Annotated in this window: 13 protein-coding genes; 8 read left to right on the top strand and 5 right to left on the bottom strand. The window is 71.6% G+C overall.

Annotated elements, in window-relative coordinates:
- Window positions 1-93 precede the first annotated feature (93 nt).
- Window positions 94-1,014, bottom strand: a complete 921-nt coding sequence (locus tag OG819_RS44880) for a LysR family transcriptional regulator (RefSeq protein ID WP_323139431.1) — start codon at window positions 1,012-1,014, stop codon at window positions 94-96.
- Window positions 1,015-1,272: 258 nt separating this feature from the next.
- On the opposite strand from OG819_RS44880, the gene OG819_RS44875 reads away from it, so the two are divergent.
- The 4 genes from OG819_RS44875 (at window position 1,273) to OG819_RS44860 (ending at window position 4,817) form a co-directional block, all read left to right on the top strand.
- Entirely contained in the window at window positions 1,273-1,575 is a 303-nt protein-coding gene (locus OG819_RS44875) for a muconolactone Delta-isomerase family protein (RefSeq protein WP_266428637.1), read from the top strand.
- 258 nt (window positions 1,576-1,833) lie between these two features.
- Complete coding sequence (locus OG819_RS44870; protein ID WP_266655581.1) at window positions 1,834-3,063, top strand: YbfB/YjiJ family MFS transporter; 1,230 nt, start codon at window positions 1,834-1,836, stop codon at window positions 3,061-3,063.
- Window positions 3,064-3,082: 19 nt separating this feature from the next.
- Entirely contained in the window at window positions 3,083-3,697 is a 615-nt protein-coding gene (locus OG819_RS44865; protein ID WP_266655151.1) for a GPP34 family phosphoprotein, read from the top strand.
- Between the two features lie 10 nt (window positions 3,698-3,707).
- Entirely contained in the window at window positions 3,708-4,817 is a 1,110-nt protein-coding gene (locus tag OG819_RS44860; protein WP_266655149.1) for an alpha/beta fold hydrolase, read from the top strand.
- 18 nt (window positions 4,818-4,835) lie between these two features.
- Here OG819_RS44860 and OG819_RS44855 read toward each other — a convergent pair whose 3' ends face one another.
- Window positions 4,836-5,456: a TetR/AcrR family transcriptional regulator gene (locus OG819_RS44855; protein ID WP_266630686.1), complete on the bottom strand. Its 621-nt coding sequence runs from the start codon at window positions 5,454-5,456 to the stop codon at window positions 4,836-4,838.
- A 225-nt stretch (window positions 5,457-5,681) separates the two neighbouring features.
- Here OG819_RS44855 and OG819_RS44850 point away from each other — a divergent pair, with 225 nt between their 5' ends.
- Window positions 5,682-6,533 (top strand): hypothetical protein, encoded by an 852-nt coding sequence (locus OG819_RS44850; RefSeq protein WP_266630688.1) that lies wholly within the window; start codon window positions 5,682-5,684, stop codon window positions 6,531-6,533.
- Window positions 6,534-6,550: 17 nt separating this feature from the next.
- On the opposite strand, the gene OG819_RS44845 is transcribed toward OG819_RS44850, so the two are convergent.
- Together OG819_RS44845 and OG819_RS44840 are read right to left on the bottom strand one after the other, a co-directional pair.
- Window positions 6,551-7,465 carry a M56 family metallopeptidase gene (locus OG819_RS44845; protein ID WP_266655147.1) on the bottom strand — a complete coding sequence of 305 codons (915 nt, stop codon included), beginning with the start codon at window positions 7,463-7,465 and terminating at the stop codon, window positions 6,551-6,553.
- On the bottom strand, window positions 7,462-7,845 hold the full coding sequence (locus OG819_RS44840; RefSeq protein ID WP_266630692.1) for a BlaI/MecI/CopY family transcriptional regulator: 384 nt from the start codon (window positions 7,843-7,845) through the stop codon (window positions 7,462-7,464). The genes OG819_RS44845 and OG819_RS44840 overlap by 4 nt, the downstream gene beginning before the upstream one ends.
- 199 nt (window positions 7,846-8,044) lie before the next feature.
- Here OG819_RS44840 and OG819_RS44835 point away from each other — a divergent pair, with 199 nt between their 5' ends.
- From OG819_RS44835 to OG819_RS44825, 3 genes are all read left to right on the top strand, one after another.
- Entirely contained in the window at window positions 8,045-9,550 is a 1,506-nt protein-coding gene (locus OG819_RS44835) for a hypothetical protein (RefSeq protein WP_266630694.1), read from the top strand.
- Window positions 9,547-10,485, top strand: a complete 939-nt coding sequence (locus OG819_RS44830; RefSeq protein ID WP_266630696.1) for a lysylphosphatidylglycerol synthase domain-containing protein — start codon at window positions 9,547-9,549, stop codon at window positions 10,483-10,485. Before OG819_RS44835 ends, OG819_RS44830 begins: the two co-directional genes overlap by 4 nt.
- 83 nt (window positions 10,486-10,568) lie before the next feature.
- Window positions 10,569-11,402, top strand: coding sequence for a hypothetical protein (locus tag OG819_RS44825; protein ID WP_266655145.1), 834 nt, complete (start codon window positions 10,569-10,571; stop codon window positions 11,400-11,402).
- On the opposite strand, the gene OG819_RS44820 is transcribed toward OG819_RS44825, so the two are convergent.
- A complete protein-coding gene (locus OG819_RS44820) occupies window positions 11,383-12,756 on the bottom strand; it encodes a HAMP domain-containing sensor histidine kinase (RefSeq protein WP_266630700.1) in 1,374 nt (457 codons plus the stop codon). The genes OG819_RS44825 and OG819_RS44820 overlap by 20 nt on opposite strands.
- Window positions 12,757-12,770: the final 14 nt, after the last annotated feature.

The raw sequence follows: 12,770 nt of genomic DNA, 5'->3' as shown, positions 1-12,770 counted from the left end.
GAGAAGTCAAAGGACGGCGGGGTCCTGGCCAGGACCGAATTCCTCCCTGCTGGAAGGCGCAGCCTCCCAGTGCAGGTCAGTGGGCCGGCATCGCTATCGGTGCGGGTCCCCGTCGGGCAGCCAGGCGTCCGGGGCGTGGAGGCCGAGGTCGCCCACGCCGTGACAGAGGGCGTCGACGACGGCGAGGACGGCCGGGCGGTCCTCGCTCTCGCGCCAGACCAGCGACCAGGTCCAGTAGACCTCCGGTGCCGTGACCGGGCGCTGGACCAGGTCGGGCGGCAGGGGGGTGGTCTGGCCCTTGGGGGAGTTGACGACCGGGCGGCTGGAGTGGCGGACGTGATCGAAGAACGCCGGTCCGGTGATGCCGCCGTCGGAGATGCGTATCGCGCGGGCCCCGGTGTCCTCGGCCAGCTGCTCCGCGTAGACGTTCCAGGACGACCAGGAGGTGGTGTCGTTGTCGAGGAGTACGGCGGTCTCCCGGGCGGCCACATCGCTCGTGTCGCCGCCGGTGGTGACGGCGTAGAGCCGGTCGGCGCCGATGAGCCGGGCGCGCAGGCCGAGCTCTTCCAGGTCCTTGGTCCGCACCCAGCACACCGCGAGGTCCAGACCGCCTGCGGCGACCCGGGCGGCCTGGGTGTGCGAGGGTGCGACCCAGGCGTCGAGGTGGAGTTGGGCCACCGTGGCGGTGCGGGCGGTCAGGTCCGACGGGAGCCAGTTGACGTAGCCGAGCCGTACCGGTTCCGATCCGGACAGCCGACCGGCCCGCCGCTGGAGGTCGTCGGCCCGCTCGAGCAGGGCGCGGGTGTGGGGGAGCAGGGCCGAACCGGCCGGGGTGAGGGCCACCGAGCGGCGGTCGCGATCGAACAGGCGTACGCCAAGATCCCGTTCGAGTGCCTTGATCTGCTGGGACAGGGATGGTCCCGCGATCAGGAGGCGCTCGGCGGCCCGGCCGAAGTTCAGCTCCTCGGCGACCGCGACGAAATACCGTAGTTGGCGCAGCTCCACGCTGGTCATGCTACGTCGGTGCGAGGCCGCGCCTCTCAGCAGGGAGCAAGCCTGTCGTGGCGCCGACCCGTCGGCAGGCGGACGATGGAGGCCATGCAGGCCCCCGACGGCAGATGACCGCAGTGGTCCTCTCCGACAGTCGGCGGACGGTCGGGTTCGACACCCGGCAGACGTTCTGGCCGCGATCGAACGCCGGACCGACGGGCCACCGTCACCCCACCCGGCGTTCCGGTTCCCGCCGGACGTCCCAGCGAGCGGAGCAGGACCATGCGAGAGTTCCTCGTCGAGATCACCACCACGATCCCCGAGGGCACCACCCAGGACGAGGTCGACCGGCGACGCGCCGCCGAAGCCGTCCGCGCCCGGGAACTGGCATCCACCGGCAACCTGGCGCGGCTGTGGCGCCCGGTTGGCGAACTGCGCAGCATCGGCATCTGGCGGGCCGGTGACGAGGACGAGCTCCACGAGAAGGTGCTCGGCACGCTGCCGCTGCGCCCGTGGATGAGCCTCACCGTCACCGCCCTCGAGTCCCACCCCAACGACCCCGGCCGCACCGACGCCACGACGTGACGGCGGGCCTCGCTCGCACTGACAGCCGCCGAGCGGGCGGTGGGTCGGGCCCGCCCCCGACACCCGCACGACCCGACACCCGCACGACCTGACACGTGCCAGGGCCTCACATGGACCAGGACCTGGGAAGGATCACGAACGGACATGGACTTCGTCATACCCGTACGACCCCTGCGGGCCTCCCCGGTCCGAGACGGCGGCAGGCCGCACTCGCCCTGGGCGCACGTGGCCCAGGCCGCCGCGGCACTCGCCGCGGGCATGGGGGTCGGCCGGTTCGTCTACACCCCGATCCTCCCGCTGATGCACGCCGGGGCGGGGCTGTCGGCGGGCGCCGGTGCGAACCTGGCCACAGCCAACTACATCGGCTACCTCGTCGGCGCGCTCGCCGGCATCCTGGCGCCCGCGCTGGTTCGCTCGCGCGCCCTCCTGCGCACCTCCCTCGTCGTGCTGACCGGCACCCTGGCCGCGATGCCCGCCACGCACGACACCGCCGTGTGGTTCGCGCTGCGGCTGCTGGCCGGGGCGACCAGCGCTCTGATCTTCGTCATCGCGGTCAGCTCGCTCCTCAGCCACCTGCGGGAGTACCCGGCTCACCTTCCCGGATGGGCGTTCGGCGGAGTCGGCGCGGGCATCGCCCTGTCCGGTCTGCTCGTCCTGGTGCTGGGCCCCGTCGCGGACTGGCGGGCCGCCTGGTGGGCCTCGGCCGCACTCGCCGCGGTCCTCGCCGTGGCCGCGTGGAACCTCCGCCCCGAAGCTCCTCGCGCGACAACACCGGCCACCACGGCGACCACAGTCACCACGGCCACCACAGTCACCGAGGCCACCGCGGATTCCGGCCGCGGGTCGCACACGGGCGCGGGCACGCGCATCCGCACGCACCGCTGGTTCACCGCCCTGTTCGCCTCCTACACCCTGGAAGGCATCGGCTACATCATCGCGGGCACCTTCCTGGTCGCCGCGATCGAACAGAGCTCCCCGGGACCGCTCGGCGGCGGCGCCTGGGTGCTGGTCGGGCTGGCGGCCGTACCCTCCTCCGCGCTGTGGGCCCGGCTCGGGCGCCGTTGGTCCCGTCCCGACCTGCTGCTCGCCGCGCTCGTCGTCCAGGCGGTGGGCATCGCCCTGCCCGCCCTGATCGGCGGAGCCCCGGCCGCCCTGCTCTCCGCGGCGCTGTTCGGCGCGACGTTCATCGGTGTCAGCACCCTCGCCCTCGCCACCGGCGCTCACCTGGAGTTTCCCCGCTCCGTCGCACTGCTGACCGCCGGGTACTCCGTCGGGCAGATCCTCGGCCCGCTGGTGGTCGCGCCCCTGCTCCACCACGGCTACCAGCAGGCCCTGATCCTGGCCGCCTCCGTGGTTCTCGTGGCCGCCGCGGCCGCCGCCGTGCTGCGCGTCGGCTTTCCGCACCACATGGTGGTAGTGCGACCTACCGTCCCGGTACGACAGCCCGCACCGGCGGAATCCGCGCCGGACGCGGGCAGCCACCGATGACTCACACGTGGAGCCCGTCATGACCACACCGCGGGACCTGTTGATGATCGCCATGGACGTCCCGTCCAGCCGGCCCGTCGAGCAGGGCGACCTGTCGCTGGCCCTCGCGGGAGCCGAACTGGTCGACCTCATCGAGGCCCAGGTCATCACGCTGGAGGACGACCGCATCGTGCCCGGCGCGCAGTGGACCATGGGCGACCGCCTGTTGGACGGGGCCGTGTCGTCGCTGGTCCGGCAGACGCCGTACGAGTCCGTCGACGACTGGCTGTGGCGACGGGGCCGTGGGCTGTCCGCGGCCTATCGCGCGGACCTGGAGGCGGAAGGACGGCTCACCCGGCCACGCCACAGCTGGAACCCCTTCCGCGGCGGCCGCACGGAAGCGGCCGACTCGCCGGACCGCAACCACGCGGCCGAACGCTGGACCTCGGGCGAGCCCGTCCTGACCGTTCTCGCGGCCGCCGTGGGCATCCACGACGAGTCGACCGAGGAGGCCGCGGATCTCGTCGAAGACGCGGTCCTGACCGTGTTGGCCGCGGTCAACGACGCGGTGACGGAACTGGAAGCGGTACGGCAACGGCGAAGCATCGAGGACGCGGCCTTCGACAACATCTGGCGAGGCGCTGACGGCCCCTGACATCTGGGCCATGTTGATTTCCCTACCATCCGCGCACCGGTCGAGAAAGGGGAATGTCATCGACAGGCGCACGTTTTCCCGGATTCTCACCATAGGAACAGCCGGAGCCTCACTGCCGGCACTCCCGGTGTCCTCGGCATCTGCCTCGGCCCCGACATCGGCCTCCGCGGCCGAGGGGAAAAGGTCCGCGATTCCGCTCGCGGCCGAGCTCGGAACGCACACCTCTTTCGGCCCGCTGAAGCAGATTCGTGCCGGAGAGCTGAATGTGGGGTATGCGGAGGCCGGCCCCGCGCACGGCCCCGTGGTCGTCCTTCTGCACGGCTGGCCCTACGACATTCACAGCTATGTCGATGTGGCTCCCGGGCTCGCCGCGGCGGGCTATCGGGTGATCGTGCCGTATCTGCGCGGCCATGGCACCACACGGTTCCGTTCGGGCAAGACGTTCCGCAACGCCCAGCAGTCGGTGATCGCGCTCGACATCATCGCGCTCATGGACGCGCTGAAGATCGAGAAGGCGATCCTCGCCGGTTTCGACTGGGGAGCGCGGACGGCCGACATCATCGCGGTGCTCTGGCCGGAGCGCTGCAAGGCCCTGGTCTCCGTGACCGGCTATCTCATCACCAACCTCGAACGCAATAAGGCGCCCCTGCCGCCCCAGGCCGAATGGGCGTGGTGGTACCAGTACTATTTCGCCACCGAAAGGGGGCAACTGGGCCTCGAACAGTACAAGCACGATTTCGCGAAACTCATCTGGAAGAACGTCTCCCCGACATGGCACTTCGACGACGCCACATTCGACCGCACCGCGGCGGCCTTCGACAATCCGGACTGGGTCGCCATCGTGATCCACAACTACCGGTGGCGACTGAGTCTGGCCAAGGGGGACCCGCGATACGACCATCTGGAAAAGCGACTTGCCCAGAGTCCCGCCATCTCGCTGCCGACGATCACCCTTGACGGGGAGTTGGATCCCTTCACGCCGCCCGGAGACGGTGCCTCGTATCGCGGTCACTTCACGGGCGCGTACGACCACCGGACGCTGAAGGGCATCGGCCACAACTTGCCACAGGAAGCCCCTGAGGCATTCGCCCAGGCGGTCATCGACGTCAACGCCTTCTGAACGGTGTCGCGGCGGGGTTCAGACGCCTGCCACGGCCTCCTGTGGCGCGCGGGCACCGAGCAGGGCCAGGCAGTTCGCCCACAGGGGGCTGAGCCGACGGGTGTTGTTGTAGAGCTTGGCGAACAACACCTGCCCCTCCAGCTGGGCGACCACCGCCCGTGCGGCTTCCCGGGTGTCCAGCGCGGTGACCTCCTCGCGCTCACGGGCCTCGGTGATGACCGACTCGACCATCTCGACCTGTGCGTCGAAGATCTCCTGCAGGCGGGTGCGGACGAGCTCGGTGTGGTTGCTCATCTCCAGGGTGAGGTTCCCGAACAGGCAGCCCGACACGGTGCCGCAGCTCTGCTGGCCGGCGTGCAGCTCGTTCTCCGTCTCCTCGAACAGCCGGTACAGGCGCCGCAGGGGTTCCTCGCCGCTGTTCAGGACGCGTGCCCAGGCGCTCTTCTGGGCGGCCCAGTGCTCGTCGAGCACGGCCAGGGCGAGGGCCTCCTTGGACTCGAAGAAGTAGTAGAAACTGCCCTTGGGCACACCGGCCGTCTTGCAGATCTCGGCCACCCCCAGCGCCGAGTAGCCGCGCAGCTCGATGAGTGCTTGCGCGGCGCTGAGGATCTTCTCCCTGGCATCGCTGGTACGTCCCATGCCGTCATTGTACGACCAGTCGACTATCTCGGGCTATGGCCGCGCCCCTGACGCGTCCGCAGGGGCTGGAGGCATGATCGCGCGTTCAGGATGCGTTCAGGTTGGGACTGCCACGTCGACCGGCGTGGCGCGCGGGCATGCGCGACACTGAGCCGTCGGACACGCGCCCTCCTTGGGCCGTGGCCCTGGGGGGGGATGTCGACGCACCCCCCCCAGGAGCGAACGTTGGACAAGACGGAAGTCGTCGCCGGCCACGAAGTCGCCGACCGCGGCACCTTCGTGATGAAGAAGCTGCCAGAGGTGACCCTGGCCTTCTGGATCATGAAGATCGCCGCGACGACACTCGGCGAGACCGCGGGAGACCTCTTCGCACAGACCCTCAAGCTGGGCTACTTCCTCACCACGATCCTGCTGTTCGTGGTCTTCGTGGTCACGCTGGTCGTGCAGCTCAGGTCGCGCCGGTACAACCCCTTCTTCTACTGGACCGTGATCCTGTCCACCAGCATGGCGGGCACCACGCTGTCCGACTTCATGAACCGTGACGCCGGCCCCGAGTACCTCTCCGGCGGGGCCACCTCGCTGGGCTGGGGTCCGCAGGGCCTGGGACTCGGGTACCCCGCGGGCGCCGCGATCCTGGTCTCGCTGCTGGTCGTGATCTTCACTGTCTGGAAGTTCACCGGGATGACGTTCGTCATCCGCGACATCGTGACCTTCCGGGCCGAGGCCCTGTTCTGGTCGGCGATCCTGGTGTCGAACACCCTCGGCACCTCGATGGGCGATTTCCTGTCGGACAGCTCCGGGCTCGGTTACGCGGGCGGCGCGCTGCTCGTCACCGGGCTGCTCGCGGTCCTCGTCGCGTTGATGCCCGTCCCCGCGGTGCCGAACGTGGTGCTGTTCTGGATCGCCTTCGTCCTCACCCGCCCGCTGGGCGCGACCGCGGGCGACTTCCTCACCAAGCCGACCGCCAAGGGCGGTCTCGACCTCGGTACGGCGGGTTCGTCGGCCGTGCTGTTCGCGGTGCTTGTCGCACTCATGGGCTACGCACACCTGCGGGAGCGCAGGACGCTCGGCACCTGAGGCGCGCGACCCGGGCCTCACCCGAAAACAGGCCCCAACCCCGGCAGACTCTCGCCGAGCAGGCGGAGCAGATCGCCGGTGGCGTCCAGCGCGCCGAGCGCGGGCAGGGCGCCGAGGACGAGGACGGCCACGCCGATGGGCCACAGGTCCGGCGGCGGGGCCGTCTGCAGCGCGGCGATCCGGCGGGTGATCGCGTGTTCCGAGAAACTCAGAGCGCAGCCCGGCCGGGCGCGCTGGGCGACGAGGGCGGCCCGGGCGAGGGCGCGGGCGGTGGTACGACGGTCCCCGACACGCCGCGCGGCCTCCTCGTCGGCCCAGCGCTCCACCAGGAAGGTGACGGTGGTGCGCACCGGCGCGAGCACCGGGTTGGCGGCGGCGGCCAGGGTCACCGCGGTCGACAGCACGGAGTGGCGGTGGGCGAGATGGGCGCGCTCGTGGGCCAGCAGTACGCGTCGCTCCGCCGGTTCCAGCGCGCCGAGCATGGCGGCCGTGACCAGGATCCGGCCCGGCGGGCCGGGGATCGCGAAGGCCCGGGGCGTCGAGGAGGCGGCGACGATGAGTTCGCTGTCGGGCGGGTGTCCCTCGCACAGCCGCTTCAGGACGCGGCGGGTCGCGTAGTGGGCGCGCAGGGCGCGGACGAGCCGGAAGCCGATCAGCCACAGGAGCGTGATGGCGGCGAAGGCGATCGCCACCGGGACCGGTTCCGGCAGGCGCCTACCGTTCTCGCCGGCCTCCGTGGCCACGTGCGGCGCCTCGTTGACCAGGGTGGCGGCGAGCAGCAGCAGCGCCCAGGTGGAGGCGGCCGCGGTCAGTACGGCGGCGATGGTGAGGACCCGGGTGGCCACCGCCGGGGAGACCCGGAGACCCACCTGCGGCGCGACGGCCGTCAGCAGCAGCGGCAGGACGAGGGGGATGTAGACGTCGATCCTCACATCCCGCTCCCCCTGAGGAGATCCCGCAGGGCCTCTTCCTCTCGGGGGCTCAGGCCGGTGACGAACTGCTGGAGGGCCGCGATCGGGTCGGGCCCCCGGTCCAGCGCCTCGTGCATGGCCTCGGCGGTCAGTTCGGCGGCGTTCTTGGCGGGCCGGTACGCGCCGCGCCGGCCGTCGACGTCACGCAGGACCAGACCCTTGTCGTACAGGCGTTTGAGGATGGTGTGAACGGTGTTGTAGGCGAGGTTGCCGCCGATCTCGGCCTGGATGTCGGCGGGGGTGAGGGCCTGGTCGGTGGCCCAGAGGGCGGCGAGGACCTCGCTCTCCAACTCGCCGGCGCTGCGTCGTTCGGCTCTGCCGCGGGGGCCTGTGCCAGCCATGTCCGTCACCTTACAGCGCGTAGGGGTACGGGGGGTGGTGAGGGCGTACGAGTGCGCCCGGGGTGGTGCGAGGGTGTGCCCGCCGGACTGCAACACCGGTCGTTCCACTGTAATTTGGCCGTGTTTTGCGCAACTTTCTCCTTCACCCTACGTCTTGTAGGGTGACGAACCCTACGGAATGTAGGGCGAAGGGTAGGCGATGGCCAAAACTGTGAACCTTCCGCTCGTCGGCGCCGGTCGCCGCAGCCCGCCCCCGACGGGGCGCGCTTCCAGACGGCCGCACGGCCCGCAGTGGCTGGCGCTGGTCGCGGGAGCCTTTACTCTGGCCCAACTGATCCTGGTGCGGCCGGACATGGGGCTCGGCTGGGACGAGACCGTCTACGTCAGCCAGGTCGGCTCGCACGCCCCGGCCGCCTTCTTCAGCGCCCCGCGCGCCCGCGGAATCTCCCTGCTGGTGGCACCGATCGCGTCCTGGTCGTCGTCCACCGCCCTGCTGCGCGTCTATCTGGCCGTGCTCTCCGGAGTCGGCCTGTTCCTGGCGCTGCGCGTCTGGCGCGGACTGTTCCCCATACGGGTACTGGCGACGGCGGGCGCTCTGTTCTCCACGCTCTGGGTGACCCTCTTCTACGGCCCGCAGGCCATGCCCAACTACTGGGTCGCGATCGGTGCCCTGGCCTGCGTCGGCTGCTTCCTGCGTGGCCAGGCCGACCGCTTCGACCGGGCGGCGCCGTGGGGCGTGGGCCTGAGCGCCGCGCTGATGGCGTGGATGCGGCCCACCGACGCGGTCTACGCCACCCTGCCGCTGCTCTTCCTCGTTGTGTGCGTACGCCGCTGGCGGCGCCCGAGGCTGCTGGTCGCGCTCGTCACGGGCCTGGTCGCCGGCGCGGGCGAGTGGGTCGTCGAGGCGTACGTCAGTTACGGCGGCCTCGCCCAGCGGCTCTCCGACGGGTCCAGGATCCAGGGCGGCCTGGGCTGGAACTTGGCCTTCGGCGACCAGATGCGCAGCCTCGGCGGGCGCGCCCTGTGCCGCCCCTGCACCGGGGACATGCCCGCCCCGCCGGTGCTGCTGTGGTGGTTCGCGCTGCCCGTGGTGGCCGTCCTCGGAGCGGTGATCGCCGTCAGGGCCCGACGCGGGGTGGCCACCTTGCTGCTTCTGGCCTGCGCCGCGACGGTGGGCTTCCCGTACCTCTTCATGATCGGATACGCGGCGCCGCGCTTCCTGCTGCCCGTGTACATCCTGCTGGTCATCCCGGTCGCCGACGCCCTGATCCACCTGGTGACCGCGCCCGGCGGCGGTCGGCGACCGGTGGCCGTCACCCTGGTGGCGCTCGGCCTGGCCGGGCATCTCGTGGTGCAGTTCGCGGTGCTGGAGCACACCGTGCACGGCGCCACCGTCTCCCACCAGGGCTGGGCCGACACCGCGACCCGGCTGCACCGGCTGGGGGTGACGCCGCCCTGCATGCTGACCGGCTACGAGGACGTCCCGATCGCCTTCTACACCGGGTGCTCCTCCGTCGACACCGGCGGACACAACGCCAACACCACCGCCGATGCCCTAGTGCGGGCAGGACAGCGGATCCCGGTCGGCGTGCTGACCACACCGGGCGACAAGCCACCCGCGTACGCCCGCACGTGGGAAGCGCACCGCGTCGGCCGTCTGATGGTGTACGTGGCCCCCGCCGTCCAGGGAGGCGACGCGACATGACCATTCTTCCGCCCGGCGCACCGACGACGGCCGTGAGCAGGCGGGTCTCCCTGCATGCCGCGCTGACCCTCGCCGTGATGGTGTGCGCGGTCCATCTCGCCCAGCGCCACTGGCCGGTGATCGTCACCGGCGTCGACCGGCTGGCCGTCGCCGACCGCGGCTGGCTGCTCGTGGCGGCCGTCGCCACCGCGGCGACCTGGGTGTGCTCGGCGCTCGCCCAGCAAGGGGCGGTGACCCGGCCGTTGCCCGCCCGGCAGCTGGTCGCCGTCCAGTTCGCGGCCTCCGCCGCCAACCACGTACTGCCCGCGGGCCTCGGCGCCGGTGCGGTCAACCTCCGCTTCCTGACCCGGTGCGGTCTGCCGGTCGTCCGGTCGGCGACCGCGCTCGGTGTGAAGGCGACCGCCGGGGCCGTCTCGCGGGGCTTCCTGATCGCCGTGCTCGCGCTGGCGTGTCCCGGCCTGCTCCGCCTGCCGCACATCTCGGCGACGGTGATCGTGATCGCGTTCGCCGTGGTGGTCACCGCCGTCGTACTGCTGCGCGGACCTCTGCGGCGCGCGCTGCGGGCCGTGCTGGCCGACGTCCGCGCCGTGCACGAGGTCCCGGCGCGCGCGGCCGCGCTGTGGGGCGGCTCGCTGGCCTTCGCCGCGCTGCACGCCACGGTGGTCGTCGCGGTCGCCCAGGCCCTCGAACTGCCGCTGCCCCCGGCCCAGGTGGCGCTGGCCTACCTGGCAGCGAGCAGCGCCGCCGTACTCCTGCCCACGCCCGGTGGCATCGGTTCCCTGGACGCGGCGCTCGCCATGGCCCTCAGGCTGGCCGGAGCGCCGGGCAGCGCCGCGGCGTCGGCGGTCCTCGGCTACCGGCTGCTGACGGTGTGGCTGCCCCTGGTCCCAGGGCTGCTGGCGCTGGCCGTACTGGCCCGCCGCAAGGTCCTCTGAACGACGCTCGCGCTGTTCGTCCCTGTCGCCCCCCCATCGGTAGTCAGGATGTGTTCAGAGTCCCGCTGGCAGGGTCGGGCCCCATGACCGAGATTTCTGAGACGACCGGGGCTCATGTCCGCAGCGGGGCGGCCCCCGGCCACCACCTCCGCTGGAACAAGGTTCCCGAAGTCACCGCGTACTTCTGGATCATCAAGGTGCTGTGCACCACGGTCGGCGAGACCGCGGCGGACCTCCTGAACTCGAACCTGGGCATGGGCCTGACCGGTGTGTCGCTGCTGATGAGCGCGCTGCTGATCGTGGTCCTCGTTGCCCAGTTCCGCACGAAGGCCTACCGGCCCGGCGTGTACTGGCTCGCCGTGGCCCTCATCAGCGTCGTCGGCACCCTGATCAGCGACAACCTCACCGACAACCTGGGCGTGCCGCTGACGACCAGCACCTCCGTGTTCGCCGTCGCACTCGCCGTCGTCTTCGCCATCTGGTACCGCCGCGAGGGAACGCTGTCCATCCACAGCATCGACACGGTGTCCCGCGAGGCCTACTACTGGCTGGCCGTGCTGTTCACCTTCGCGCTGGGCACCGCGGCCGGTGACCTCGTCGCGGAGAAGATGGCCCTCGGATACTGGGTGTCCGCCGTCCTCTTCGGCCTCGCCATCGCCGCGGTCGCGGTCGCGCACTTCGCCCTCGGCCTGAACGCCGTGCTGAGCTTCTGGATCGCGTACATCCTGACCCGTCCTCTGGGTGCCTCGATGGGCGACTACCTCTCGCAACCGACCGGCGACGGCGGCCTGGGCTTCGGCACCGTGGTCACCAGCGTGCTGTTCCTGACGGTCATCCTCGCGCTGGTGGTGTACCTCACGCTGACCCGCAAGGACGTCACCGACAAGGAAGGCGTGCTCAACCCGCGGGAAGCGTGACCACGAACGTCGCGCCGGAGGTGCACCGACCGTCGAGGTCCACCTCCCCGCCGACGGAGCGGGCCAGGCGTCGTGCCAGCGGCAGCCCGAGGCCCGCTCCGCCGTGTCCGTCGCCGGGATCGGCGCGCCGGCCCGGCTGGAAGAGCTGCGCCACGAACGACGCCGGTACGCCGGGGCCGTCGTCCCGGACCTCGACGCGTACGCCGCCGGGCTGAGCGCGGGCAAGGATCTCGACCCGGGTGCGCGCGTGCCTCACCGCGTTGTCGAGCAGCGGGCTGACGATGCGCTCCAGGAGGGCGTCGGGCACCCCTGCCGACAACCGCGCGTCCCGGGCGGTGACGACGACCTCCACCCCCTTCTTCGCCGGGTCGAGGCGGTCCACCAGACGGTCCGCCAGGCGGCCCAGCACCGGCAGCACGTCGGCCGTGCCGGGCGCGGTGGCCGCGCTGTCGCGGGCTTCGTCGAGCAGGGTGTCGCAGATCGTGCGCATGGACAGGGCCGCGTCGGCGATCGCCGCGTGGGTGGCCTCGGTGTCGGCGTCGGAGCGGGGGCGGGCCCCCCACCAGTCGAGCTCGGCGATGATCCGGGCGAGCGGGTTGCGCAGCTCGTGCGACAGCTCCCGGGTGAGCTGCCGCTCGTGTCGCAACAGGGCGCGGATGCGGTCGAGGAGGGCGTCCAGCGAACCGCCCAGCTGGGCGAGTTCGGTGGGGCGGGTCACTGAGCCGAAGCGCTCCGGGGACGCTATCGCGCTCCACCGGGTGGCGTGTTCGGTCATCGAGTGCACGGGACGCAGGGCGCGGCCCACCGCCAGCCGCGTCAGCGCGTAGGTGCAGGCGAGCATCGCGGCGTCGAGGGCGAGGGACGCGAAGAGCATCGTGTCGGCCGAGCCGCGGTAGGGCGAGAGGTCCAGCGCGGTGACGACGGCGGCGCCCTTGCCGCCGGGCACCGGGCGCGAGCACAGCCGGACCTCGTCGTGACCGTGCGCGGTGACGCAGTGCCGGCCGTCGCGCGCCACGAGCCGGGCGGCGGCGCGGGTCAGCGGGCCGTCGGCGGTGGCGGACGAGGGCTTCTCGAGCAGCCGGTCGCCGGAGTAGATCCACGCGTTCGTGTCGAGCAGTTCCTCACCCGGCGTCTCCAGGACCCGCACACGGGAGCCGTCGGTGACGACGGTCGCGGCGACGGCGGCGGCCCGGGTGCGCAGCTCGTCGTCCGCCTGGTGCTGGAGGTGCCGGCGTACGACGGTGTTGAACGCGACCGTGAGGATCACCATGAGGATCGTCGCCGTGGTGAGCGCGACCAGGGAGAGCCTGCCCCGCAGGGTGCGCGGCCACCAGCGGGAGGCGAACGCCCTCATGACCGTGCCCTCCG

The sequence above is a fragment of the Streptomyces sp. NBC_01549 genome (assembly GCF_026339955.1).
GTDB lineage: Bacteria > Actinomycetota > Actinomycetes > Streptomycetales > Streptomycetaceae > Streptomyces.
This window is presented reverse-complemented; position numbering and strand designations above follow the sequence as displayed.

What these genes read in the sequence shown, in the direction of transcription:
- OG819_RS44880 (WP_323139431.1), bottom strand. Translation starts at nt 1,014, where the DNA reads ATGACCAGCGTGGAGCTGCGCCAACTACGGTATTTCGTCGCGGTCGCC.
- OG819_RS44825 (WP_266655145.1), top strand. Translation starts at nt 10,569, where the DNA reads ATGACCGAGATTTCTGAGACGACCGGGGCTCATGTCCGCAGCGGGGCG.
- OG819_RS44860 (WP_266655149.1), top strand. Translation starts at nt 3,708, where the DNA reads ATGTTGATTTCCCTACCATCCGCGCACCGGTCGAGAAAGGGGAATGTC.
- OG819_RS44830 (WP_266630696.1), top strand. Translation starts at nt 9,547, where the DNA reads ATGACCATTCTTCCGCCCGGCGCACCGACGACGGCCGTGAGCAGGCGG.
- OG819_RS44870 (WP_266655581.1), top strand. Translation starts at nt 1,834, where the DNA reads ATGGGGGTCGGCCGGTTCGTCTACACCCCGATCCTCCCGCTGATGCAC.
- OG819_RS44855 (WP_266630686.1), bottom strand. Translation starts at nt 5,456, where the DNA reads ATGGGACGTACCAGCGATGCCAGGGAGAAGATCCTCAGCGCCGCGCAA.
- OG819_RS44840 (WP_266630692.1), bottom strand. Translation starts at nt 7,845, where the DNA reads ATGGCTGGCACAGGCCCCCGCGGCAGAGCCGAACGACGCAGCGCCGGC.
- OG819_RS44865 (WP_266655151.1), top strand. Translation starts at nt 3,083, where the DNA reads ATGACCACACCGCGGGACCTGTTGATGATCGCCATGGACGTCCCGTCC.
- OG819_RS44875 (WP_266428637.1), top strand. Translation starts at nt 1,273, where the DNA reads ATGCGAGAGTTCCTCGTCGAGATCACCACCACGATCCCCGAGGGCACC.
- OG819_RS44835 (WP_266630694.1), top strand. Translation starts at nt 8,045, where the DNA reads ATGGCCAAAACTGTGAACCTTCCGCTCGTCGGCGCCGGTCGCCGCAGC.
- OG819_RS44820 (WP_266630700.1), bottom strand. Translation starts at nt 12,756, where the DNA reads ATGAGGGCGTTCGCCTCCCGCTGGTGGCCGCGCACCCTGCGGGGCAGG.